This window comes from Actinoplanes sp. NPDC051388 (assembly GCF_055586225.1).
On record NZ_JBVJIP010000015.1, the window covers coordinates 141,218 to 163,362 of the forward strand.

Genomic DNA, 22,145 nt, shown 5'->3' on the forward strand with positions numbered 1-22,145 from the left:
GGCTACCTGCTCAAGGACCGGGTGCTGGACGTCGGCGACTTCCGGTCCGCGGCCGAGCGGGTGGCCCGCGGCGGGTCGGCCCTGGATCCGCAGGTGGTGGCCACGCTGCTGGCCGGGCACGGCGGCGACGGCCCGCTCGCGGCGCTGACCGAGCGGGAACGCGAGGTGCTGCGGCTGATGGCCGAGGGCCTCACCAACACCGGCATCGCGAAGCGCCTCTGGCTGAGCGAGCGCACGGTGGAGGCGCACCTGCGGCACCTGCTCGGCAAGCTGGACCTGCCGGACGGCGAGGACGATCACCGCCGCGTCCGCGCCGTGCTGGCGCACCTGAGCGCGACCTGAGTCGCCCTGCTGACTGCGGTGATCGGCACGCTCTGCGAAGGTAGGCGGAGTGACCAACCGCCTTGCCCTGATCATCGCCGTCGATCGGTACGACAGCGGCGCGCTCGACCAGCTGGCCTCACCGCTCGTCGACGCGGAGGCGCTGGCCGAGGTGCTGGGCGACGCCGAGATCGGCGCCTTCGACGTCAGCACGCTGCACAACCCGACCTCCTCGGCGGCGCACGAGCGGATCGAGGAACTTCTCGCCGACCGGCGGTCCACCGACCTCGTGCTGCTGCATTTCTCCGGCCACGGCCTGAAGGACCCGGTGGGCGAGCTCTATCTCGCGGCAACCAACACGATTCCCGACCGGCTCGCCTCCACCGCGGTCGAGGCGGTCTGGATCAACCGGGTCATGCAGCGCAGCCGTGCCGAGCGCGTGGTCCTGCTGCTCGACTGTTGCTATGGCGGGGCGTTCGAGCGGGGCGTCGTCGCGCGGGCCGGCGCCACGGTCGACGTGGGCGACCAATTCCGGCAGACGTCCCTCGACGAGGGCCGGGGCCGGGTGGTGATCACCGCCTCCACGGCCGTCGAGTACGCGTTCGAGGGCGAGCGACTCTCGGCCGACGCGTCGATCACGCCGTCCGCCTTCACCGGCGCCCTGGTCGAGGGCATCCGCACCGGCGAGGCGGACCGCGACGACGACGGGCGGATCGCCCTCGGCGAGCTCTACGACTACGTCCACGACCGGGTGCGGGACCGCTCGCCGCGCCAGACCCCGAGCAAGTGGGAGTTCGGGCGTCGCGGCGAGATCTACATCGCCCGCAACCCACGCCATCGTGCCGAGCCCATCCCAGAAGACGCGGCTTCGGAGGCGCCGGCCGAGCCGCCGGCTTCACGCCCGCAGCCGCCGGCGCGAGTCGTGACCCCGGCTCCGGAGGCGGCCGTTACGGGTCGGTGGATGTCGCGGCAACGCCTCCTGATCATCGCTACGGCGCTGGTCCTGGTGGCCGCCGGCGTCATCTTCGCGGTGCGGTACCGGCCCGGCCCGGCCGCGACCGAGGCGACGCTGCCGGGGGTCAACAGCGTGGCGTTCAGCCCCGACGGTGCCACGGTGGCGGTCGGCGCGAACAACGGTGTCCTCAAGCTGTGGGAGCCGGCGACGGGCAAGATCACGCCCCTGACCGGACACACCCAGAACGTCGAAAGCGTCGCGTTCAACCTCGGGGGCGGGTTGCTCGCCAGCGCGGGCGGTGACCGGACGGCCCGGGTGTGGACCGCGGCGACCGGCGACGTGTCCGTCCTCACCGGGCACACCGACCTGATCGAGGATGTCGCCTTCAGCCCGGACGGCACCTCCCTCGCCACGGCGAGCTACGACGACACGATCCGGGTGTGGGACCCGAAGACGAAGGAAAGCAGCGTTCTTCGCGGTCACACGGGAAGCGTCTGGAGTGTCGCGTTCAGCCCGGACGGCAAGACCATCGCGTCCGGCGCGAGCGATGGCGCTGTCCGGCTCTGGGACCCGGCCGGCGCGAAGAGCACTGCCGTTCTGGAGCTGAACGAAGGTTTCGCGAAGAGTTTGGACTTCAGCCCGGACGGCCGCACTCTCGCCATCGGCGACAGCGAGGGCAACGTCGGCCTGTGGGACGTCGCGGCCCGGACGATGACTAAGAACCTCCGAGTCGGCGAGTTCGGCATCGAGGATGTGGCGTTCAGCCCGGACGGCCGCACGCTCGCCACGACCGCCCAGACTTCGGTGCGGCTGTGGGAGCTGCCCGGCGGCTCGAACGTCACGACTCTCGAAGGCCACACCGACACCGTGCACAGTGTGGAGTTCAGCCCCGCCGGGAAACTGCTGGCGAGCGGGAGCTACGACCGTACGGTCCGGGTCTGGGATCTTGCCACCGGCAGGGCTGCCAAGATGCTGCGCTGAGCCGGACGGGGCAGCGCGCGGGGCGGGCCGGGTCCTATCCTCCGCGGGTGAGTTATCCGGACCATTCACCCTGGCAGGCGCCGGGCGACTTCACGGTGCCGCCCCCGTCTGCCGCGCCCCCGTCTGCCGCGCCCCCGTCTGCCGCGCCCCCGCCTGACTCGCCCTCGCCGGAAGGGGCGCCTCGGAGGTCGTCGCGCAAGGCCTGGGTGATCGCCAGCATCATCTCGGTGGTCGCGCTGCTGTGTGCCGGCGGCGTGGTCTTCCGGAACTGGTATGTCGCCACCAAGAGCGCCGAAGAGGCGGCCAAGGTCGACCAGTGGGTGGTGGACAACCAGAACATGGCCTCGTGGCCGGCTGCTCGCAAGGTGCTGGCCGATCATGCCGCCGCGCTGCTCGCGGGCGACGAGAAGGGCTGGCTGGCGGCCGTCGACCCGAAGAACGAGACGCTCGTGGCCTACTACACGAACCTCTATCGGACGATGCGCACGCTCGGCGTGACCGCGTGGCGATACGACCCCGGCGCCGATCCGCTGGAGAACTTCGGGCGGAGCGAGATCAGCGCGTCGGTGCGGGTCGTCTACTGCCTCACCCGCAAGCCGTGCCCGCAGGGTGATGCGCGACAGAACCTGCATCAGCTGCTGGCCACCATCGATCAGACGATCACGCTGGACCTGCGCGGCGGCGCGTACCGGATCGTCGATGTCACCCAGGGCGACCGCCCGCGGCCGTGGCAGAACGGCGACCTGGTTCTGGCCGCCGGCGAGCGGGTCGTCGTGGGCGCGCCGCCGAGCCTGCGGGACAAGCTGCCGGGCGCGCTCGCCGACGCGGAGAAGGCGGCCGTCGCCGCGGACCGCTACGCCGCGATGCTCGGCACCCGGCCCGAGCGCTACTACCTCTTCCTGGCCGGGGAGAAGGAGTGGAAGACCTGGTACAGCGGGGAGCAGCCGGACTGGACGGCGGGTTACACCACGACGGTCGGCCTGCTCGCCAACGACGTCGTGCTGGACACCGTCAAGGTCCCCGACGGCGATTCGCTCGGCGTCATCCAGCACGAGTTCGGCCACGTGGTCACGCTGGCCGGCATCGACCGCATCGCCGACGCGATCTTCCCGGTCAACCTGTGGCTGCAGGAGGGCATCGCGGAATACATCGCCTACGGCCCGAGCATCCACGGCGGCCTGAGCTCGCTGGGCACACCGCCGGCCGACATGGCGCTGCCGCCGCTCAGCGACAAGTCCTCGCGCACCGACGTCAGCCGCCTCTACGGATATGGCCACCTCGGCTTCAGCTGCATGGTCGACAGGTTCGGCGAGCGGAAGGCGTTCACGTTCTTCAAGCTGCTGGTGCGTGACAACAAGGGCTACGACGCAGCCGCCCAGAAGGCGTTCGGGCAGAAGTTCAGCCGGGTCAACCGCACCTGCGCGGCATATTTCAAGACGAAGGTGTGAGTCAATGGGCTGGTGGCGTCGCACCTGACGTGCCGACACCCTTTGCACTCGGCAATGGACAGAAAGTCGATAGCGCCTCCGAAGCGGATCAGCGATGCTCGATCCCATGGGCGTCTGACCGGGGGAATCACGTGACGAACCAATTGATGCGCATGGAAGCTGCCGACGGGATGGCCGTGTTCATCGAGGTGGACTCGCCGGGCGGCTTCGCCGACGTCAAGTTCGACGGCACCGTTCTCAGAGCTCAGGAGACGTTGGAGCGATCATTGGCCGAGGTGCGGGCGATGGCCGTGAAGGCGATCGACACCTTTCGCGAGGCGGGCCCGGACCATGTCGAGCTCGAGTTCGGCGTCAAGTTCAAGGCCGAGGCGAGCGCGGCGGTGTTCGCCAAGACCGCGGCCGAGGGCCACATGATCGTACGGATGTCGTGGTCCGGTGTTTCGAACCCCGCCGGAGACCAAGACGACGAATGAACGAGATGGCGTGGCAGGCGCGGATCGAGCTGCCCGGTGCCCGTGGCAGCGGGTTCCTGGTCGATGATCGACATGTGCTGACCTGCGCGCACGTGGTGCGAGGTCGATCGGAGACGCTGGTGGCCCTCGACTACGGCGCACGATCATTCAAGGCGACAGTGATCACGTCCGGTCCGTGGTGGTCGGAGACAGCTGAGGCCGGCGACCTGGCGGTGCTGGAACTGTCCGAGCCGGCCGGTGTCCAGCCGGCCCTCTTCGCGCCTCTCGAGGCACTCAGCGTCTTCCCGCAGGTGGGACTCAACGCCTATGGGTTTCCCGAGAAGTACGCCGCAAGCGGGGTGAACGCCGCGTTCTCCGCGAAGCCGTCGCGCCGCATCGGCGACAACGTCCAGATCGACGCCGACAGCGACTTAGGTCCTTGGCTACAGCAGGGTTTCAGCGGGGCAGCGGCATATCTGGAGGGCTCCGGCCAGGTGGTGGGCATGGTCAAAGCCGCGGCGCCGGAGGACCGGGTCGGCGTCATGGTGCCGGTCGCGACCTTGATGCGGCATTGTCCGAAGGTCGGCGACCTGATCAAGCTCGGCCTGCTCGCACCGGACGCCTATCGTCAGCTGCGCCGCGCCGTGGCCGCGTCCAGTCTCCCGGCGACGAAGATCCAGCAGATCGGGTCCGCGCTGCGGCGCGGGGTTCCTAGGCTGCCGGACCATCTCCATTCCCTCATGGCCTTGGTGGAAGCGTTGGTGCTCACCACGAGCGCGGAGTCGGAAAGAGAGATGAACTATCACGTGGCGGGCCTGCTGACCTGGCTCGGCACGGCGGAGGCGCGAGAATGGGGAAGCTGCTGGCTCTACTCCGGACTTGTCAAGGCAACGCCGGAGGAGGACGCCGCCGACAGTCGTGACCCGGACGTCCAGACCGTCATCGACGTCATCGAACGCGCCGGCACGAAGGTGATGCCGTCCGACCCGGAGCCGCCGCCCGAGCCAGGGGCGGACGCCGCGGCAGACCCGCTCGTCCAGCGGGCCCTGGTGGTGGAGCAACTGGGAGTTGAGGTCCCGGTCGTCGGATTTCTCGTCGATCCGGGCACCGTCTTCGTGCCACAAGGGGTGGTGTGGCAGAGCCAGATCAGGCTCAGCTCCGGGCGCGGCGGCCCGCTCACCGCGGATGTCCTGGCCGTCCCGGACGGCGATGTCGCCGTGTTGAGCCTGCGGCGTCGGGAGCCCACCGCGGAGCCACTGCGATGGGGCCGCCTCGTCTGCCGAGGCGCCGCGGCGAGGTGCGAGGTCTTGCGGGCGGAACCAGGGGTGGGCGCCGGGCTGGCGACGGCGCGGGGAACGGTACGTGGCAGCCACGATCGCCGCGGCCGGTACTGGCTCGACCCAGATGTGATCTCGGCGATCGCCGGGTCGCCGGTGATCTGTGCCGGACGCTGCGTCGGCTTCGTCGCCATGGACGGCCAATCCGTCATCCCGGCCGCAGTCGCTGCCAGGCAGGCCTGGGAGGCCGGCGGGTTGCCGACCCTCCCGGTGTTCGACGCGATCGAGTTCGCCGATCACGAAACGCCTCTGCGCCCCGAGCACGGCGGCCGGAGCACCACCGACGCGATGGTTCTTCGCCTGCGCGAATGGGCGGCCGGCGCCGGCTTCGACATCATGTATCTGACTCGTGCCGAGGCGGGTGAGGCGCTGGGCGCATTCCTCCGCCACCAGCGGATGGCCGGTTGGACCGTGCTCGAGATGACGCCGATCGAGGTCACGGCTCGTCTGCCGGAGATCCGGAACGCGATCGGAAATCTCATGATCGCTGTGGACGCCGGTGCCACCGCGGCCACTCAACTCCGTGAGATCTCTGACGGAAACGACCCGACGGTCACGCCGGTAATCCGGCTCCTCGCGCTGACGTGATGGTGGATAGACGTCAGGCTATGGCAGTCGTCACTCTGGGCCGATAGCTTCGTCACTGAAAGAGTGTGTCGCGAGCCGGGTGGCAGAGGGGGCGGGGTGCCGGAGCAGGAATCGGCGTGGAGCGCCGCCGCCTACACGGAGCGAGTAATTCGCCCTTATCTGCGGCGCGCCGGGGCCGTCGCCGACGCGCCCCTGAGCATTCGGTATGACCTCGGCGACTTTCTCGACGGGCAGCTGACGGACGACGCCGTTCTGCGCCGGGTCGCGGACGTGGTGGCGTTCTGGAAACGCCAGGCTCTGGGCGGCACGACCAGCGTCCGCGCGATCTGCCGCCGTTGGCTCAAGGCGGACGCCGAGCTTCGCACGAAACCGGGCGCGCGATACGACGACGCCGCATGGTGGCGGGAAGTTGCGACGGTAGGTTCGAAGCACGTTGACGGCGGCGACAACGGGCTGGCCGAGGAGTCGCCCGAGCCGCAGGCGACTGTCGAATCGGAGGTGACGGGCGGGCCGACGGTCACGCCCGAGCCGGCGGAGGAACCGGCCACCTTCGAGGTCAAGGTAGAGATCGTCGCGAGCGGGGTGGATCTCTCCTGGACGCCGCCGGGTTCGTCCCGCGCCGCGCGATACACGGTGGAGCGAACAGCGGCGGCGAGCGGCGAACGCCGGATCATCGCTGGATCCCTCACGGAAACCCGCCTGCGTGACGAGGATGCGCCCGTCGCCGAACAGCTGTGGTACGACGTCACCGCGGAAGAATTGCCGGGACAGCCATGCCGGATGGGCCGCGCGACGGTGTGGTTCGATCCGCCGGTCGAGGGGTTCGAGGTCTACGTTCAACGTCCCAAGCGGGTGCGCGGGAGTTGGCGGCAGCACGCCGACTGCGGCTCCGTCCGGATCTGGCGCACCGCCGGGCGAGAGCCGCTGAGCCCTGACGACGGCGTGCCGGTGGCCACATCGGACGGCTCGGCGGAATTCACCGACATGCCGGGCTACGGCGAGGTCGCTTATCACATCGTCCCGATCTATCGTCACCGGATGACCGGGCGCCCGGTCATCGGTCGGCGGACCACCGTCGCGCTGACCCTGCGTCCCGCACCTGCCCGGCCTGCGTTGATCGGGGCAACCGTGGCGGACGGCGATGGCCGGGTCGTGTTCCGGGCACAATGGGAGCCGATGTCACCGGGTGTCCGGCAGAGGCTGCTCAGGGCCTGGGACAGCACTCCGGAGGTCGCCGGGACGGTGTGCTCCGACCGCTTCCTGCCGCAGCTGGGTGACGAGCTGACTCCCTCCGCCCTGGTCGACGGCAAGGCGGAGTATCGGTTGCCGCCCGGGCGCTCCCGCCTCCTTCCAGTGGCCGTCGCCGACGGCCTGGCGTGCTTCGGCATCGACTCCGAGGTGGAACACGTCCCGGCGCTCGTCGATCTGCGGGTGACGCGCGTGGGCGCCTGGGTGCGAGCGACCTGGGGCTGGCCGGAGAAGGTGCAGGTCGCCAAGTTGATCTGGGAGACGAATGGTCGTCGGGTGCCGAAGACGGTCACCGACGTTCAGCTACGCGACAACGGCGGCTACGTGGAGTATCAGGATGCGGGCCCGGTGACTCTGGTCGCGGTCGCCGAGCTGCACGTGCCAAGGCAGGGCATGCTCCCGTCGGCCCACCGGACCGCGTCAGCTCCACCGGCGCCAGTGACACTTACCTACACGATCTCCCGGCGGCCGCTGCGCGGAACGTCACGGCGGGTGCGGTTCACCTCCGACCAGGATTGCGCCCGCATCTCCGTACGAGTCTGGTTGCACCGCGCGGGCACGCCGATCGAAGAGGATCGCGTCGTCGGGGAGCATCCGTCCGTCGAGTGCTCTCCGAGCCGGCCGTTCGAGGTCACCGTGCGGCTGCCGCACCATCCGAGGCATGAGGGCGGCACCTGGTACCTCCGCTGCGAGGCATGGGATGACGGCGGCGAGGTCGCCGTCGACAACTTCAACAGTCGGCGGGAGGTGTGAACTGATGCAGGACATCTGTCCGTTCTGCTACCACGAGATCGACCGACGCCAGTTGTCGTTCGCCTGCACGGGCAACTACGCACCCGGCCGGAAAGCTTGTCGTAAGGCGATCGACGAGGATCGGCAGAACGAAACCGGCCACGAGGGCGAGATGTACCCGGTGTTCCCACAGGTTCCGCAGAGGTGGCCGACCTGGCTTCCCGGAAGGCCGGTGCAGCGCCGGGCGGCATGTCCGTTCTGCGGGGGCCGTACCGGCAAGCAGGTGTGTCCGTGCTGCCACACGCCGCTCCCGTCGAACTTCCGGGACTCCTTCAGCCCGGTGATCGGGATGGCCGGCGCCGTGTCGACCGGTAAGACCGTCTACCTGACGGTGCTGGCACATCAGCTGACCAATGCCCTGGGCCGCCGGTTCGAGGCCGACGTGACGGTGCACGGTGACGCGGCGCGTTCCTGGCTGGCCCGGCACATCTCGTCGATCATGGAGAACGGCCGGCTTCCGCGTTTCACCCAGCAGCCCGACGGTCGCAGTGAGCCGCTCCTCTTCGAGTGGCGACGCCGCGGCTCGGGCCTCGGCCAGGGCTACCGGAGCAGCTATCTGTCCTTCCTCGATACCGCCGGTGAGTCGCTGGGTACGAGCCGCGGTATAGCGGATCTCAAGTTCCTCGCCAAGGTGCACGCCTTCATCATCCTGCTCGACCCGTTCGCGATCAGGGGACTGGCCGACATGATCCAGGTGCCCGAGGAACGCAAACGGGCGACCGAGCCCCTCACCGTCATCCAGCAGGTGATCGAGGTGCTGCGTGAGGAGCATGGGGTGAGCGACCGCCTCGACCTGCCGGTCGCTGTCGTCTTTGCAAAGGTCGACGAGCTGCGCGGCATCCTCGGCGACAACCATCCGATCTTCAATCCGGCTCCGGACGGCGGGATCTACGACGCCGAGGCCGGTCAGCGGGTGCACGACTCTGTCCGCGAGTTGCTCCTGGACCACCAGGCCGACGACATCGATCGTGCGATCAGGGCCAACTTTCACAACTACCGCTACTTCGCCGTCTCCTCGCTCGGCACCCGCCCGAACTACACGGAAAGCCGCCTCGACCCCGATTCGGTGCGCCCGATCCGGGTCTCGGATCCGCTGGTATGGCTGCTAGCCCACTACAAACTCGTGCCGAGGAGGAACGGCCGTGCCTGAGTCCTTCGACGCGGCCGTCTACACGGACTGTGCGGTCGGGCAGGGGTTGGACGGCATCGCAGGCATGCAATTCCAGGCGCGTACGCCGGGCATGACGGCCGATCTGCAAGCCGTGGTGCGGCGCCACCTGCTCTACGAGCCACCCGAGCGCCTGATGGAGGAGGAGCGCCCGGTCACCGAGTTTCCGCTGTCCCTCGCTCACGTGCACGCCGATGACGTGTTTGCCACAGCGACCGGGCGCTACCTGGGACGGGAGGTGAAGGGGTCGCGGAGTGGCAATCACCTGACACACGCCATTGCCACCCGCGAGCCGGCTGCGTACGGACCGGTCCGTCCAGCGCAGCTGGCGCGGGCCGCCTTCTGGGCGAACCGATCGTTCCCCTCCACCGAGGCCGAGTCGCCGCCGGAGGACTGGGAGCCAGGGCCAATCACGCCACAGGCCGCGGCGTCGTTCGTGGTCGCCCGGCCGGCTGGTCCCGCGATGCTGGCCGCGCTAGTGTCGGTGCTGACCGAACCGAGCCTGGCCGGACACCGCCGGGTGGCCATCGTCACCGAGGACGCCGACGCGGCTCTGCAAATGCTCGCCGCCGCGACACTGCTGCTTCCCCAGCGGCGCGCCTTGGACATCGGCTTCAAGGTCTTCACCATGGAGCCCAGCAGGTCCGCGCTTCCGGTGGTGGTCGTACATCCGAGGTGGAGCAACTTCGCGGCCAGCATCGATCACGACCAGGGGTATGCGCTGTTCGACCTGGAGCGGACGCGGTGGAGCCGGACGCCGGTGGACGCCGAGGCCGCGGCTTGGGCGGACCTGTTCTGCACCGCCGACCCGGATGCCGTCGCCGAGGCAGTGGATCTGGCCGACGCGAGCGGCCTCCGCGGCGCCTCGGCGCGCGCGATGGCCACTGCCGCGACGCTGGGCCTGGTCCCGGCCGGCAAGGTGATGCCGGACCTCCTGGCTTGGCTCCGCGGGCAAGGTTCGCGAGAGGTGCGGGAGACCTACGGGGCGCTGGTCGTCCGTGCCTTGTCCAGCGCCTCCGACGTGCAGATCCTGCGCAAGCTGGCCGACGTGACGGAGGGGGAGTACCGCCCTCAGCGGGAGGCAGTCCTCGAGGCTTTGATCCGCGCCGAGGTGCGGGAGGCCGCAACCGGCCCCGGCCCGGCGTCGAGGGCCGGCACGGGGCGGCGGACGATCTCGGGAAAGCTGCGAGCGGTGGCGGAGCAGACTGTCGTGGCGGCTCTGCGCACCGCTCGACCGGCCGCCTTCGCCACGCTCCTGAGCCTTGCCACCGCCTGGGACATCGTTGTCTCCCTTGATCAGGTCGAGGACGCGGCCGACGCCTTCATCGCCAGTTGGTTGGCCGACCCCGATGCGCCGTATGAATCGTCCGCCTGGCGGACCGATCCGCCGCTCGTCGTGCTCCTCGAGGACGCGATCTCGGCACGCGTGTCCCAGGAGCCCATGGCAAAGGTTCTCGCCCAGACGTGGTGGCGGATCCTGCGGCCGGGCCCGTTCGTCGCCGACCCGGAGAACGTGCTGGACGCCGCGCTGCTCTGGGCGGCGATGCGCGACGGCGCCCCGCAGCACCGGATCGCGCTCGTCCGTGCCAACTTTCGGGCCGCCGAGGCGCGCTATCTCGCGGGCGACCGGAAGGCGATGCGGGCAGTCGCCGACAGGTTGTGGAGCCAAGACCGTCCGCCGGCCCTGGACGAGCTTCGGGCCGCTGCGGATTACGCCGCCGGCGACGCTCTGCTCGACCCTGCGATGCTGTCCGTCCTGACGCGCCGTGAACTCGATCGGGAACCACTGTCGCTGCCGGCCCTGGCAACGTGCGGCATTGTCCTGCGATCGGGACTCTTCGACCCCGGCAACGAGACCGTGCTTGCGATCGCCGATCAGGTGGAGGCTCTCGAAGCGGGCGATCGGCGGGTTCGTGACATGCTGCGGGGAACCTTCAGCGCTGCGTGCCCCGCACCGGAAACCGTCGAGCGCGACGCCAGGCTCATCCGGGCGCACGCTCACCCTTTTATCGAGCGGCTGCACGCCGTTCTGAGTCCACCCCGCGTGCACGAGCTTCTCGAAGCGCTTCCGCAGGATCTGGTAGATCGCTTCCTGATCCGCTGCGCCGACGACGCCAGGGCGGCGAGCTGGTCGCCGCCCCGAGCGGCGGTCGTCTTCTCCCTGCTTCAGCGGTTCCGACCCGAGCGATACCCGGCTGCGCAGGCATTTCACGAAGCTTGCGGCAGGCGTCTGGACGCTTGGACGGCTGCCAGCCTCGAATCGGACCTGCACGAGGTGCTGAAGTGCTTGGTTCCGATGGACCCGTCTCCGGCGGGAGATTGGCAGCGCTACGCAGACCAGAAATCCCGCCCGCAGGGCGCGCTGAGCAACCGCCTCAAACGGCTCCGAGACCCAGGGAAGTAGTCGGTGCGACCAGTGTGGCTCGTCGTGATCGTCATCGTTCTCGGGATCGTCGCGGTCTGGCTGTTCATCGCCTACGCCCTGGTTCCGATCTTGCTGGTGGTCGTCACGGCAGGCGTGCTGACCGGCCTGGCGATGGGACTGGCCGGCGCCTTCCTCGGCCTCTCGGGCAACGAGCTCGGCGGAGTCCCGGACGCGTCACCCAACCCGCGACGCGCCCGCGGGCGGTTCGCGCCGTTTCCGGTCCGGGACGATGCCTGGCCACACTATTTGACCGCTCAGGTCGCATACGACGTGCGCAACACCTTGGTGTTGCCGGCTCGCGGCGCGATGCGGATGCTGCGTGCCATCACGACTCCCATGGAGAACTATCGCAGCGACCGAGGACCTCTGTTCTGGTCTTGTGTTGCGGGCGCCGTCGTGTTCCTGGTGGCCATGATCGCCGGAATGTTGGCCGCTCTTCTCCTGGCGCTGCTGCTGACTGCCGGCATCGTTCTGATCGGATGGATGGTGGGCCTGACCGGCATCGTTGCGCTCCGGGTCGCCGACCATGCGATCCGCTGGCGGCGCCGGGCCGCCACGGTCTGCTCATGGTGCACCTGGGTGACACCACTGCCGGCCTACCGGTGTCCGCAATGCGAAACCCACCATCACGACGTCCGTCCCGGAAACCTCGGGATCTGGTCCCGGCGCTGCTCCTGCGATGCCCGCATGCCAACTACGGTGTTGCGTTCCGCGCGGCGGCTGGCCCCCGTCTGCCCTCGATGCGGTGCGGCGCTGGCGGACCACGCCGGGGCCGGCACCGGCTATCGGATCGCCGTCGCGGGTGGACCGGGCACCGGCAAGACTCGGCTCCGGCAGGCAGCGATCGAGGTGCTGTCCGGCCCGGCTACGCCGGATGGGGCCCGTCGATCCTCCGGTCCGAAACTGCCGATCAGCGTGGTCCGGCCTGCGATCGCCGCGCTGTCCGGCACGCGCAGCGGGCCGGGCCTTCTCCATGTCTTCGACCCGCCGGGCGAGATCTTCCTGCGCGAGGAGCGGCCCGACCACACGCTCAACCCGGCCGGCGCCTGTCTGAACCACGTCCTGACGGTCGACCCGTTCGGGCTGCCGGCGGTGCGGGCAGCCGTGTCGACGGCTGAGCCGATGGAGTCGCTGAGCGATCACGTGTCGATCGAGTACGTCGAACGGCCCTACCGGCTGATGGTCGAACAGATCCGGGCCGCGGGACTTCGCACCCGGCGCTGTTCGTTGGCCATCGTGGTGACGAAGATGGACGACCTCTGGACCGGCCGGGGCGCGCATCGGCTCGGGTTGTGCGCTGATGGTCCGCCCAAGCCGCGGACATGGCTCGCCGAGGTGGGCCTGGCGAACCTCATCCTGGCGGCCGATCGAGACTTCGGCCAGGTGCGGTACTTCTTCCATGGCGCGCCGCCAGAAGACCATTTCGCGCACGTGCCGCGCCATTTCGCCGATCCGGCGGCGCCCTTCCGATGGTTGGTGAGGCACAGCGTGTACGGGACGGCGAGTCGATGAACTTCCTCGGCGATGCTCCGCCCTCGTACCGCGCCTTCCGCTTCCTGCTGACACTGCTCCTCGCCGCCACGACCACCGGGCTGGTGGTGGCCGGGGCGCGACATCAGGTGCCGGCCTGGCTGTTCGGGCAGGCGGTGGACATGTGTCGCGGCGTACGTGACGGGATGCTCCCCTGGTAGGCGCGCACCGCGGCCGGCCGAGTCAGGGGCCGGGCGGGCCGGTCGACGCGCGCACCACGAGCTCGACCGCGAGCTCCACGTGCAGCGCCTGCACGGCGTGGCCGGACATCAGCCGCACCAGGATGTCGACCGCGATGCGGCCCATCTCGGAGAGCGGCTGCCGCACGGTGGTCAGTGCGGGCCGCACCGCCCGGCTCAGGTCGATGTCGTCGAAGCCGGCCACCGACAAATCTTCCGGTACGCGCAACCCGAGGCTCCACGCCGCCTCCAGCACCCCCACCGCCACCTTGTCGTTGAAGCCGATGATCGCGGTCGGCCGGTCCGGGCCGGACAGCAGCCGCAGCGCCGCGCGGTGGCCGTCCTCGGTGGTCGGATGCTCGCTGCACGACAGCGCCGGGTCGGCGATCATGCCGGCCTGGGCGAGCGCCGCGGTGTGCCCGTCCCGGCGGGCGGCGCCGGCCAGCCACTCGTCCGGGCCGCCGATCACGCCGATCCGGCGATGCCCGAGTTCGACCAGGTGCGCGGTGAGCGCGCGGGCGCCGGCGGTGTGCGCGGCCGAGACCGCGGCGATGTCCGGCAGCGGCTGGGTGCGCGGATCCACCACGACGAACGGGAACTGCCCGCGCCGCAACGCGACCAGCTCGTCGCCGGACTCGGGCGGCAGGATCAGCACCGCGCCGCCGACACCGTGCCGGTCGGGCAGGCCGGGCAGCACCGAGACGCCCTGCGCGTGCTCGCCCGCGTCGAGCAGGCAGGGCAGATCGTTGCGGCCGAGCGTCTCGGCAACCGCGCTGACGATCGCGCCGAAGTAGTCGGTCAGCACATAGGGACAGCGGACCAGCACGGGGGAGCCGGGCGCGGCGGCGGGCACCGCGGCGCCGCGCCGCTCGAACGCCTGCCGCACCAGCGAGCGGGTGTGCTCGGCGACGTTCGGGTGTCCGTTGAGGACCCGGGACACGGTGGCGATCGAGACGCCGGTCTCCGCCGCGATGTCCCGGACCGAGCCGGCCGCCGACCGTCGTCTAGGCACGTGTTACATCCAGCTGTTTCACCCTGCCGAGCCTAGAAGTCTTGACGGGAAAGGGCGACGGCGGTCTTATTAACAAGCCTTGATGTAACACAAATGTTACATCGTGTTTCATCCTCCCCGAGGAGGTCATCCCCTGTGAAACGCCGTCTGCTCGCCGTCCTCCTGCTCGTCCTCAGCGCCGGCTTCGTCGTCGCCACCAGCACCCCGTCCCTCGCCGCCACCAGCGCCGACGTGTGGCTGACCACGCCCGACCGCGGCAACCTGCTGAGCCAGAAGGCGGCCGTCAACTTCGGCACGCCGGGCAGTGGCTCGGTGATCACGGTCAACGCCGGCTCCACATTCCAGTCGATGGTCGGCTTCGGCGCGTCCTTCACCGACGCCGCGGCCTGGAACGTCTTCAACTCGTCGCAGCGCACCAGCATCATGACCGCGCTCTTCAGCCCCGGCAGCGGCATCGGGCTGAGCTGGCTGCGGCAGCCGATCGGCGCCTCCGACTTCTCCCGGTCGTTCTACACCTACGACGACGGCGCCGCCGACCCGACGCTGGCACGGTTCTCGATCGCGCACGACGAGCCGTACATCCTGCCGCTGGTCCGGCAGGCGAAGAGCCTCAACCCGGCGATCTCGGTGATGGCCTCGCCGTGGAGCGCGCCGGCCTGGATGAAGACCAACAACAACCTGATCGGCGGCTCGCTCAGCGACGCCAACATCGGGGTCTACGCCGACTATCTGGTCCGGTTCGTGCGGGCCTATCAGGCCGCCGGGGTGCCGATCGACTACCTGAGCATGCAGAACGAGCCGCTGTTCTCGCCGCCCGGATATCCCGGCATGCTGATGTCGCAGCAGCAACAGGTGTCGATCATCAACAACCTGGTGCCCAAGCTCCGCGCCGCCGGTCTCAACACCAGGATCCTGGGGTACGACCACAACTGGGACAACACGGCCTACCCGATCGCGGTCAACAACGGTGCGGGCGGCAACGTCGTCGGGTCGGCGTGGCACTGCTATGGCGGGCAGCCGAGCGGACAGTCCACTGTGCGCAATGCCCAGCCGGGCAAGGAGATCTTCTTCACCGAGTGCTCGGGCACCGAGTCGGGGAACACGTTCGCGGATTCGCTGCGGTGGCAGGGCCGGAACCTCGCCGTCGGCGCGACGCGGAACTGGGCGCGTACGGTCACCACCTGGAACATGGCGCTGGACAACAACCACGGCCCGGTGATCGGCAGCTGCACCAACTGCATGGGCGTGGTCACCACCAACGGCGGCAGCGTCACCTACAATGCGGAATACTATGTGCTCGGCCACCTGAGCAAGTTCGTGAAGCCCGGCGCGGTGCGGATCGACTCCACCGGCTTCGGCGAGGGCGGCATCGAGAACGTGGCCTTCCGCAACCCCGACGGCGGCATCGTGCTGGTCGCGGTCAACACCGGCGGCACCCAGAACTTCCAGGTCTCCTATGCGGGGTCGTCCTTCGGCTATTCGCTGCCGGGCGGTGCGATGGCCACCTTCACCTGGCCCGGCGACGGCGGCACCACCCCGCCGCCGACCGGCCGCACCGGCCCGATCAGCGGCCTCGGCGGCCGCTGCCTCGACGTCACGGACGGCTCGACCACGAACGGCAACCTGCCGCAGATCTGGGACTGCACCTCCGGCCCCAACCAGCAGTGGACGCTCGGCACGGACGGCACGATCCGCGCCCAGGGCAAGTGCCTGGACGTCACGGGCAACGGCACCGCGGACGGCACCCGGGTGCAACTGTGGGACTGCTTCGGCGGCCCGAACCAGCGCTGGACGGCGACCGCGGGCCGAGACCTGGTGAACGCGGGCTCCGGCAAGTGCCTGGACGTGATCGGCAACAACAACGCGAACGGCGCGAAGCTGCAGATCTGGTCCTGCACGGGCGGCGCCAACCAGAAGTGGACCGTCCCCGCCTGACCCGCCATTGAATCCGATCTCCACGGCGCGATCCACTTGCGCCGTGGAGATCATTTTTCGGTCCGGCGCCGAGGCGCCGGATGCTGGTGATCATAAGTGGGGCTGCGGTAGCCTTCGATCCGTTGTCTGACAGCGATCACTCCTTTTCTTGATCCGTTTGCCGGTGTCGAGGTCGTCGAATGCGGCGACGGTTTCTCCATGCCCCGACAACCGGTTGATCTTCCCTTTCGGAGACTGCTTCCATGACTGTTGACCTCGGTACATCCGCCCGGCAGGCTCTGATCGCGCTGATGGTGAGCGTGACGAAGGTGTCGAATCCCGATCTTCGAAAAAGGTATCGAACGGAGATCAAGAAGGCGACGCGGGAAGAGCTGGGAAATCTGATCACGTGGGAGAAGGGCGCGCGCGGAACGATCTTCTACGAACTCACCAAAGAGGGCTGGGCAAGGGCTCGGCAGGAATTCATGCAGCCGCCGCCGGAGAAAGTCGCGTCCGCCTGGTTGCTCCATTACGCGACATTGCGTCATCTCGCAAGACTGCTGGAGCGTGAAGACCACGAAATCGGAGATCTCTATTCCGAGCCGGATGCCGGGCCGCGCCTGTCCGTCGAGGAGCGGATCCTGCGCACCTATGACGACCTGGCCGAGACTCCCGGCGACCTGGTGAGCCTCGCCCTGCTCAGGGACCGCCTGGCCGACGTCTCCCGCGCTGACCTGGACACCGCGCTCAAGGCGATGGATCGCCGCCGGCAGATTCACCTCGATCAGGATCCGGCGCGCAACGACCTCCCGCAGCACTCGCTCGATGCGGCGATCGTCATCGGGGGCGAGGACATGCACCTGATCACGGTCGGCCGAGCGTGATCGCGGACGACCAGCGCAGAGCACTGACCGAACTGCGTCGCCTGGACTGGGCGCCCACCCCGGAGGACGTCTGGACCCCGCTCGACATCCATCTCGACGGGCTGAACGGAGCCGCGGGCGAGGCGGTGCTGCAGGCCTTCCGCGAGGCGAACGCCAGCGGCGGTGGTTGCCCGCTCGGACTGGTGATCGAAGGCCGGCAGGGGTCCGGCAAGACCCATCTCCTGCGCTGGGCCAGGGAGAAGGTCCAGTTGCAGGATCAGGGCTACTTCTTCCTGATGGGCATGTCGGACGGCCGGTCCTTCTGGGTGAACATCGTGCACACCCTGCTGCGGGGACTGCGCCGCTCGGGCTCCTACCGGCACCCGCAACTGGCGCTGCTCCTCGAGCGGCTCAGCGAGCGCGCCGCCGTCCCGGCGGCGCTGCGCCGGCAGGTGCGTGGGCTGGAGCCGCTCACGCCGGAGGCCCTCGGCTCCTTCGTGGCTCAGTTGCGCATGGCCGAGCCGGAGGCCGGCCGGGAGTGCCGCCACACGTTGCGCGCGCTCGTGCTGCTCGCCTCGGCCGACGACGACGTCGCGGACCTGGGGGAGGCCTGGCTGCTGTCGCTGCCCGACCTCGACGCGGCGGAGCTCGCGCGCTGGGGGCTGCCCGGCCGGAGCAAGTCTGCCGAACAGGTCGCCGTGGAGATCTCCCGCCTGCTCGCCTGCACCGGCGCGACCATGCTCGCGGTCGACCAGATCGATGTCATCTTCGCGCAGAGCCGTCCGGTTCCCGGAGACGCCGACGGCCTGGATCCCGCCGCGGATCTCGCCGGCGAGCTCGGCAACGGCCTGATGGATCTGCGCGAGAAGCTGTTCCGCACCGTGACCGTGGTCGCCTGCCTCCCGAGGTCGTGGGCGCTCATCAAACAACGCGCGCTCGTCTCCGTGGACGGCAGATTCCGCAAGGAGACCCGGCTCAGCCGGCTGCCGTCGCCGGAGATCGCCGAGCGGCTGGTCGCGGTCCGCTTTGCGCCCTTCTTCGAGGCGGCCGAGTTCGAGCCGGAGCCGCTCACCTGGCCGATCCTGCCCGAGGCGTTCAAGGACGCGCTCGACTACACGCCTCGATCGCTGATCCAGCGGGCCGACGAACATGTCGCGTGGTGCCTCGCCCGGGACGAGGTCGTCCTGTTGGCCGACCTCGACGACCACCGCGCGGAGGCGGAGCCGCCGCCGAAACTCATCGAGCCGGACCAGCTGTCGGAACTCGATCGGCGATTCACCGAGCTGCGGGCCGAAGCCCAGGTCGATGCCGCCCTGGACAAGGCGACCGAGGACCGCGAGATGTCGCGCCTGCTGGAGGCCGGGTTGCGGGCGTGGGCGATCGAGCAGGGCGACCGGGCGAGCAGATATCGGGTCCAGCCGGTCGAGCAGGGCAATCCGTCGGCACACGCCTGGTTGCGCGAGATGCTCGACGAGGAGACCGAGGACGAGGCGCACTGGTGGTTCCGCGGGCTGTCTCATTCGCACCATCGAGCCGTGCAGGCTCGGATGGAGCGGCTCCGCAGCGTTGCCGGCCTCGACCCGCAGATCAGCAAGCGGCGCGCCGTGCTGGTGCGCAACGTGGACTGGCCGAACGGCCCGGTCAGCCAGCGGGTGCGGCGGGAGTTCCTCGAGCTCGGCGGGATGATCACCGAGGTTTCCCCGGACGACCTGCGGATCTATGCGGCGCTCGCGGTGCTGCTGGCCGAGAACGACCGGCGGCTGCCGGACTTCCTGCGGGCGCGTCAACCAGCCGGCCACTCGGCCCTCTTCGTCAAGGTCTTCGGACCGCCGCCTGCGGGCGGGCCGCCGGGGCTCGACGAGCCGGTCCCACCGACTCCGCAGCCGGAGTCGACGCAGGCTCTCCCCGCCACCTCCGCGGGAGAGGCGACCGACGAGGCGAGCCTGACACTGGGCACGGTGCCGGAGACCGGAGCCATGCTGCGGGTGCCGGTGGAAGCCCTCCGCAAACACTCAGTGATCTTCGCCGGCTCCGGATCGGGCAAGACCGTGCTGATCCGGCGGGTCGTCGAGGAGTGCGCTCTGCGGGGCGTCTCCGCGATCGTCCTGGACCCCAACAACGACCTCGCCCGACTCGGGGAGGCCTGGCCCGAGCCGCCGGAGTCCTGGCGGGCCGGTGACGCCGCCCGTGCGGAGGAGTACCTCGCCACGACGGACGTGGTGATCTGGACACCGCGAAGAGCCGGCGGGCGGCCGCTCAGCCTGCAGCCGCTGCCCAATTTCAGCGCGGTGGTCGACGAGCCGGACGAATTCGCGCTCGTCCTGGACGCGGCGGTCGCCACCTTGGCCCCGCGGGCGCGGATGGCCGCCAGCACAGCCAAGGCCGATCGGGGCCGGGCCGTCCTCCGGCAGGCACTCGATCACTTCGGCCGTCAGGGCGGTGGAGGGCTGGACGCGTTCGTCGATCTGCTGCTCGACCTGCCCGACGAAGCCACCTCCCTGGGCCGGGCCCGCGAGCTGGCCGCGGACATGGCGGAGACCCTGAAGGCGGCGATGGTCAACGATCCGCTGTTCGGCGGCGCCGGCGCACCCCTCGACCCGGGCGTCCTGCTCTCGCCGGCTGCGGGGCGCCGCGCCCGGGTCTCCGTGATCAGCCTCATCGGGCTGCCCCGGGACGAGCAGCGGCAGAGCTTTGTGAACCAGCTTCAGATGGCACTCTTCGCCTGGATCAAGCAGCACCCCGCGGGGGATCGGCCGCTGGGCGGTCTGTTCGTGATGGACGAGGCGCAGACCTTCGCGCCGTCCGGCGCGCTCACCGCCTGCACCGAGAGCACGCTGGCACTGGCCAGCCAGGCCCGCAAGTACGGCCTGGGGCTGATCTTCGCGACCCAGGCGCCGAAGGGCATCCACAACCGCATCGTGGGCAACGCGGCGACGCAATTCTTCGGCTTCCTCAACAGCCCCACCCAGATCGCCGCAGCCAAAGAGGTCGCCCAGGCGAAGGGCAGTGCCGTCCTGGACATCTCCCGCTTGAAGGCCGGCCAGTTCTACGCGGTCACCGAGGGGGCGCCGTTCCGCAAGGTGTCGACCGCCATGTGCCTGACCCACCACCCGAAGAGCGCGCTGACCGTCGAAGAGGTCCTGGCGCGCGCTCGCGGGTGATCTCCGCGGAACGACCGAAGGGGAATACGGGATGGACATCGTCGTCGACAGCCTGGTGAAGAAGTTCCAGGGTGACCATGAGCTGGTGTCGTTGCCGGAGGATGAGGCATTCGAGGCGTTCACCGGTTATTGCGTGCTCAGCTCGTTCTACGAGAGCGAGTTCAGCCCGGAGGTCTTCCGGATGGGCGGCGGGAACGACCTCGGCATCGACGTGTTCGGCATCCTGGTCAACGGCGTCCTGCTGCGTGACGAGGCGGACGTGCGGTCGGCGACGGAACAGGCGAAGCAGCTGGACGTGCGGATCATCGTCGTGCAGGCGAAGACCAGTCCCAGGTTCGAGACGAAGGTGATCGCCGACCTGGCGGACAACCTGTCCCACGTGGTGTCCAAGGAGCCGATGCCCTACCCGGCGTCGCCGGACGTGGACAACCTGCGGGGCTGTCTGGCGGCGGTCTTCGCGAACATCGCCAAGTTCTCCGGCGGACGGCCGAAGCTCTACGTGCGCTATGCGACCACCGGCAACCAGGTCGCCGACATGGTGCGCAAGAAGGCCGCCTCCGCCGAGCGTCTGGTGCAGCGCTCCGGGTTGTTCGATGTCGTCGAGGTGCAGTGCGTCACGCGTGATGACCTCTGCGAGATGTACAAGAGGGCGACGCAGGCGGTTCCGGCCACGTTCGAGATGCCGAAGAAACTGTCGCTGCCCAGGATGCCCGGCGTCGAGGAGTCGCTGCTCGGCCTGCTGTCGGCCCGCGAACTGGTGACGAAGGTGCTGACCGATCCGACCGGGCACATCCGCACCGCGTTGTTCCACGAGAACGTCCGAGACTTCCAGGGCTACAACGGCGTCAACGCGCAGATCCGGGACACGGTCCGGGACGAGGCCGGCCATCGCCGCTTCGCGGTGCTGAACAACGGCATCACCATCGTCACGCGCAACCTGCGGGTCGTCGGCGACGAGGTGCACATCCGGGATTTCCAGGTGGTCAACGGCTGCCAGACCTGCCATGTGCTGTTCGACGAGCGGCGTCGTCTGACCGACGACGTCCAGGTGAGTGTGCGGGTGGTGCACAGCGAGAACGAGACGGTGATCTCCGGCATCATCGCCGCCACCAACCGGCAGACGGCAGTGAGCGAGGAAGAGCTGTCGACCCGCGAGGACTTCCACAAGCGTCTCGAGGACTGGTTCTCCGCACAGGAACCGGTCCGGAGGCTGTTCTACGAACGGCGGTCGAAGCAGTATGCGGCCCGGCAGGACGTGGAGAAGACGCGGGTCGTGAACCGCAGCCAGCTGACTCGCGCCTACGCCGCGATGTTCCTCGGCGAGCCGTCGGCCGTGGGGCACTATCGCGATCTGACCACGCGGCGACGAGCGGATCTGTATCGGGCCGACCATCCGCCCGATCCCTACTACGTGGCCGCGGCCATGCACTACCGCATGGAGTGGCTGCTGCGGACGCACCGGATCCGCTCAACCCTCCGGCCGGTCCGCTACCACCTGATGGCGGCGATCCGCTGGCAGACGCTCGGACCGGACCGCCTGGCGGCCAACCCGAAGAAGGCCGCCGATCAGTGTCGGCGGCTCCTCGACCTGATCTGGGAACCGGGCGCCGCCGAGCAGGCCGTCCTCAAGCTGATCCCGGACCTCAACAAGATCATTGAGTCGGAGGAGGCCGCCGGCGTGCCGCTCGGCGAGATGGTGCGCAACCGGCGCTTCGCCGACGCGGTGCGAGCCGCCGTGTTGCCCGTCGGCTGACCGGAAGCCCGGTACGGT

At 69.4% G+C, this 22,145-nt stretch carries 15 protein-coding genes; 14 read left to right on the forward strand and 1 reads right to left on the reverse strand.

The features are described from left to right. Positions 1-21: 21 nt before the first annotated feature. The 10 genes from ACZ6TI_RS32910 (at position 22) to ACZ6TI_RS32955 (ending at position 13,406) form a co-directional block, all read left to right on the forward strand. On the forward strand, positions 22-342 hold the full coding sequence (locus tag ACZ6TI_RS32910) for a response regulator transcription factor (protein ID WP_465349090.1): 321 nt from the start codon (positions 22-24) through the stop codon (positions 340-342). Positions 343-391: 49 nt separating this feature from the next. Next, positions 392-2,257 (forward strand): caspase, EACC1-associated type, encoded by a 1,866-nt coding sequence (locus ACZ6TI_RS32915; RefSeq protein WP_465349091.1) that lies wholly within the window; start codon positions 392-394, stop codon positions 2,255-2,257. Positions 2,258-2,463: 206 nt separating this feature from the next. After that, positions 2,464-3,705, forward strand: a complete 1,242-nt coding sequence (locus tag ACZ6TI_RS32920) for a hypothetical protein (protein WP_465349092.1) — start codon at positions 2,464-2,466, stop codon at positions 3,703-3,705. Then, positions 3,702-4,178: a CU044_2847 family protein gene (locus ACZ6TI_RS32925; protein ID WP_465349093.1), complete on the forward strand. Its 477-nt coding sequence runs from the start codon at positions 3,702-3,704 to the stop codon at positions 4,176-4,178. Before ACZ6TI_RS32920 ends, ACZ6TI_RS32925 begins: the two co-directional genes overlap by 4 nt. After that, on the forward strand, positions 4,175-6,082 hold the full coding sequence (locus tag ACZ6TI_RS32930; RefSeq protein ID WP_465349094.1) for a trypsin-like peptidase domain-containing protein: 1,908 nt from the start codon (positions 4,175-4,177) through the stop codon (positions 6,080-6,082). The genes ACZ6TI_RS32925 and ACZ6TI_RS32930 overlap by 4 nt, the downstream gene beginning before the upstream one ends. A gap of 96 nt (positions 6,083-6,178) precedes the next feature. After that, positions 6,179-8,083 carry a hypothetical protein gene (locus ACZ6TI_RS32935; RefSeq protein WP_465349095.1) on the forward strand — a complete coding sequence of 635 codons (1,905 nt, stop codon included), beginning with the start codon at positions 6,179-6,181 and terminating at the stop codon, positions 8,081-8,083. A 4-nt stretch (positions 8,084-8,087) separates the two neighbouring features. Beyond that, positions 8,088-9,272 (forward strand): TRAFAC clade GTPase domain-containing protein, encoded by a 1,185-nt coding sequence (locus ACZ6TI_RS32940; protein ID WP_465349096.1) that lies wholly within the window; start codon positions 8,088-8,090, stop codon positions 9,270-9,272. Beyond that, positions 9,265-11,694 carry a GTPase-associated protein 1-related protein gene (locus ACZ6TI_RS32945; protein WP_465349097.1) on the forward strand — a complete coding sequence of 810 codons (2,430 nt, stop codon included), beginning with the start codon at positions 9,265-9,267 and terminating at the stop codon, positions 11,692-11,694. Before ACZ6TI_RS32940 ends, ACZ6TI_RS32945 begins: the two co-directional genes overlap by 8 nt. A 24-nt stretch (positions 11,695-11,718) precedes the next feature. Further along, positions 11,719-13,227, forward strand: a complete 1,509-nt coding sequence (locus tag ACZ6TI_RS32950) for a hypothetical protein (protein WP_465349098.1) — start codon at positions 11,719-11,721, stop codon at positions 13,225-13,227. Continuing rightward, entirely contained in the window at positions 13,224-13,406 is a 183-nt protein-coding gene (locus ACZ6TI_RS32955; RefSeq protein WP_465349099.1) for a hypothetical protein, read from the forward strand. The genes ACZ6TI_RS32950 and ACZ6TI_RS32955 overlap by 4 nt, the downstream gene beginning before the upstream one ends. Positions 13,407-13,428: 22 nt before the next feature. On the opposite strand, the gene ACZ6TI_RS32960 is transcribed toward ACZ6TI_RS32955, so the two are convergent. Next, positions 13,429-14,436, reverse strand: a complete 1,008-nt coding sequence (locus tag ACZ6TI_RS32960; RefSeq protein WP_465349100.1) for a LacI family DNA-binding transcriptional regulator — start codon at positions 14,434-14,436, stop codon at positions 13,429-13,431. Between the two features lie 135 nt (positions 14,437-14,571). Here ACZ6TI_RS32960 and ACZ6TI_RS32965 point away from each other — a divergent pair, with 135 nt between their 5' ends. From ACZ6TI_RS32965 to ACZ6TI_RS32980, 4 genes are all read left to right on the forward strand, one after another. Further along, the gene (locus tag ACZ6TI_RS32965) at positions 14,572-16,371 is read left to right on the forward strand and encodes a ricin-type beta-trefoil lectin domain protein (RefSeq protein WP_465349101.1); all 1,800 of its coding nucleotides are present in this window, start codon (positions 14,572-14,574) and stop codon (positions 16,369-16,371) included. A 242-nt stretch (positions 16,372-16,613) separates the two neighbouring features. Continuing rightward, positions 16,614-17,234, forward strand: coding sequence for a hypothetical protein (locus tag ACZ6TI_RS32970; RefSeq protein WP_465349102.1), 621 nt, complete (start codon positions 16,614-16,616; stop codon positions 17,232-17,234). Next, a complete protein-coding gene (locus tag ACZ6TI_RS32975) occupies positions 17,231-20,374 on the forward strand; it encodes a helicase HerA domain-containing protein (RefSeq protein ID WP_465349103.1) in 3,144 nt (1,047 codons plus the stop codon). The genes ACZ6TI_RS32970 and ACZ6TI_RS32975 overlap by 4 nt, the downstream gene beginning before the upstream one ends. A gap of 31 nt (positions 20,375-20,405) precedes the next feature. Next, positions 20,406-22,127, forward strand: a complete 1,722-nt coding sequence (locus ACZ6TI_RS32980; RefSeq protein ID WP_465349104.1) for an AIPR family protein — start codon at positions 20,406-20,408, stop codon at positions 22,125-22,127. Positions 22,128-22,145: the final 18 nt, after the last annotated feature.

What these genes read in the sequence shown, in the direction of transcription:
- ACZ6TI_RS32930 (WP_465349094.1), top strand. Translation starts at nt 4,175, where the DNA reads ATGAACGAGATGGCGTGGCAGGCGCGGATCGAGCTGCCCGGTGCCCGT.
- ACZ6TI_RS32940 (WP_465349096.1), top strand. Translation starts at nt 8,088, where the DNA reads ATGCAGGACATCTGTCCGTTCTGCTACCACGAGATCGACCGACGCCAG.
- ACZ6TI_RS32955 (WP_465349099.1), top strand. Translation starts at nt 13,224, where the DNA reads ATGAACTTCCTCGGCGATGCTCCGCCCTCGTACCGCGCCTTCCGCTTC.
- ACZ6TI_RS32970 (WP_465349102.1), top strand. Translation starts at nt 16,614, where the DNA reads ATGACTGTTGACCTCGGTACATCCGCCCGGCAGGCTCTGATCGCGCTG.
- ACZ6TI_RS32980 (WP_465349104.1), top strand. Translation starts at nt 20,406, where the DNA reads ATGGACATCGTCGTCGACAGCCTGGTGAAGAAGTTCCAGGGTGACCAT.